The following is a 2,720-nucleotide window of genomic DNA, read 5'->3' as shown; positions in this document are numbered from 1 at the left end:
CCCTGCCGGCCCCGGGGTCGCGGCCGCCGCCCCGCAGCCGGCGGTCGCGCACAGCAGCGCCGCCCCGACGACGGACCGCGTCCGGGTGCGCAGGCTCACCAGCGGGGCAGCCGCCGCCGCACGCCGCGGACCGCGACCAGCGCGGCCAGACCCGCGGCGAGAGCGACGACCGCGGCCGGCAGCGCGGGGCCGGCCGGACGCACCGGCACCGCCCCGACGGACCCGGCGAGCGCAGCGGCCTGGCCGCCGTCCCCGGTGTCGACCCGGCTGGGCACCCCCGCCCCGTCGGTCGCCGTCCTGATGACGTGGACGACGGCCTCCATGCTCCCTCGCGCCGGGTCGCCGATGGCGTACACGTTCGTCAGGGACCCCGCCGAGACCTTGATCGGGGCCGGCCCGAGCACGGCCGGGCCGGTCGTCGCCGTCGGGACGACCGACACCGAGTAGGTGCCCGCCGGGACGACGTTCGTCGCGGACTCGCCGTTGGCGAGGTTGCGGAGCAGGACGTTGCCGTCGACGACGACGTCGGCGGGGCCGACGACGGCCGTGTGCGCGATCCGCAGGCGCGTCTTGCCGGGCGGGACGGCGCTCAGGTCGTTGTCGAAGACGGTCACCGACGGCGCGCGGGTGGCGTCCGGGAACCGGTGGACGACGAGGTCGGTGCTGTCCCCGGCCCCGACGCTGAAGGACGCGTCCGTCACCGGCGTCGAACCACGGCGCAGCGTGACGACGTGCTCGCCGGGCGCGAGCGCCAGCGGCCCGACGACGGTCTTGGCCGGGACCGCCCGGCGCACGAGGCGGGAGTCGACGTAGACGTCGAGGGCCTGGTCGGCGACGCCCTGGACGACGTAGGCGGCGGCGGACGCCTCCGCGGCCTGCGCCGTCGTCGGGACGAGCGCGGGGGCGAGCACGGCGGCCGCCACCACGAGCCCGGTCGCGAGCCGGGTGCGGGTCGAGCGAGTCATGGGTCCTCCACCTCTGAGGTACCTCGCCGGCCCTGGCCGCTCGCGCCGGCGTCACGCCCAGTGATCTACGCGGGCGGACGCAGCGTGAGACCGGCAGGCGAGATGTGTCGGTTCAGGCGATTCACATGGCACGCTAACCGAGCAAAGCGAACACGGAGACAAGAATGAGAATTCCGATAACTACGGTAGGTGATCATCGGTGATGCCGCCCGGGGACGAGCCACGGGGCCGGCCGGACCGGCCGGACCCGCCGGACGCCGCAGCCGTGGGCGCCGCCCTGCCCACCGAGGCGGAGGTCGACGAGCTGCGCGCCCGGCTCGACGGCATCCGGGCGATGCTCGACGACGCGGACCAGCGCGACCCGGCCGGCACCGCCCGGCCGCCTGCACCCGACCGTTCGCCCGACCGTGCGCCCGACCGTTCGCCGGGCCCGCGCCGGACCCTCGTCGCGCTCGTGGCCGGGGCCGTCGTCGCCCTGCTGCTCGTCGGGTACCGGTCCGTGACGGCGGACGGCGCCTCCCCGACCGGGCGGCCGGCCGCCGCCACGGGCACGGCGTCCACCGCGCCCGTCGGGCCCGGTCGCAGTGGCGTCCCGCCCGTGCCGCCGGCGCCGGGCACGTCGGCACGAGCCGTCCCGTCCGGCCTGGCGAGCAGCGGACCGGGCGTCGACGAGCCGGGGACGGACGTCGTCCTCGCCCCGGCGAGCGACCTGCCCGGGGTGCTCGAGGTGCTCGAGCGCGTGGTCCCCGCCGACCGCGGCGCCACCGTGCTGCGGCTCACCGCCCCCGACCCGACGCGCTGGACCGGGGTCACCGTCCGGACGGACCTCAGCGTGACCGCGTTCGAGGCGACGTCCGGAGGCCGCCCGGCCGACGTCCGGGCGGTGCCGGGCGGCTGGGAGGTCACCGCCGCCCCCGGCGGCCCGCTCGGCCCCGTCGTGCTGCGCTACCAGGTGGCGGGAGGGACCGTGCGCACGCCCGGCGCGGACCCCGGGCGGCTGCTCATGCTCCTGTGGCCGCTGAGCGCCGAGGCCTCGCAGACGGCCGGTGCACCCGTCGTCGTCCGCCCCGACCGCAACGCCGTCACGGTCCGCCAGATGCTGTGCCCGCTCGCCGAGCCGGCCCTCCAGCTGTGCGGCGCGGCCTCAACCGCCGGCTGGACCGGCCGGATCCCGGCCGGGGCCGCGGCCCCGCTCGTCGTCGTCCAGGCCGACGTCCGCACCCGCTGACCTGCCGCCGCGCCGCCGCGGTGCCCCAGGAATCCCCGCCCCGACGGATGCGTTGCGGCAGACGTGGTTGACAAGATGGTTCTCCTGCCCGGTCCCGGACACCCGATCACCGTCGAGCCGTCGGGCGTCCGCGTCGTCGTCCGCGTCGGCGCGACCGTCGTCGCCGACACCCGCTCGGCACTGACCCTGCGCGAGTCCGACTACCCCGCGGTGCACTACGTCCCGCGCGAGGACGTCGACATGTCGCTCCTCGAGCGCTCCGTCCAGGAGAGCTACTGCCCCTTCAAGGGCGACGCCGCGTACTTCAGCATCCCGGCCGCGGGCGAGGGCGGAGTCGACGCGGTGTGGTCGTACGAGTCGCCGTACGAGGCCGTGAGCGGGATCAAGGACCACCTGGCGTTCTACACGAACCGGACGGCGACCCTCGAGGAGCTCCCGCTCTGACGGGCTCCCCGACTGACTAGACGGTATGGGGGAACGGGCTGGGGGCCTCGACCGCATGTGAACGTGGGTTGCGGTCGGGGTTG

The 2,720-nt window shown here is 76.7% G+C and carries 3 protein-coding genes; 2 read left to right on the top strand and 1 reads right to left on the bottom strand.

What is annotated here, in order from left to right; genetic code table 11:
* Positions 1 to 95: 95 nt before the first annotated feature.
* Entirely contained in the window at positions 96 to 965 is an 870-nt protein-coding gene (locus EDJALFJO_RS00015) for a DUF4397 domain-containing protein (protein ID WP_088280956.1), read from the bottom strand.
* A 265-nt stretch (positions 966 to 1,230) separates the two neighbouring features.
* Between EDJALFJO_RS00015 and EDJALFJO_RS00010 the strand changes: the two genes are divergently transcribed.
* Positions 1,231 to 2,193 carry a hypothetical protein gene (locus EDJALFJO_RS00010; protein ID WP_143448183.1) on the top strand — a complete coding sequence of 321 codons (963 nt, stop codon included), beginning with the start codon at positions 1,231 to 1,233 and terminating at the stop codon, positions 2,191 to 2,193.
* Positions 2,194 to 2,268: 75 nt separating this feature from the next.
* A complete protein-coding gene (locus EDJALFJO_RS00005; protein ID WP_088280952.1) occupies positions 2,269 to 2,637 on the top strand; it encodes a DUF427 domain-containing protein in 369 nt (122 codons plus the stop codon).
* Positions 2,638 to 2,720 lie beyond the last annotated feature (83 nt).

Origin of the sequence: Kineosporia sp. A_224 (assembly GCF_002198655.1) — a bacterium.
Classification (GTDB): Bacteria; Actinomycetota; Actinomycetes; order Actinomycetales; family Kineosporiaceae; genus R-H-3.
The sequence above is the reverse complement of the archived record's forward strand: the minus strand, read 5'-3'. Positions and strand labels throughout refer to the sequence as shown.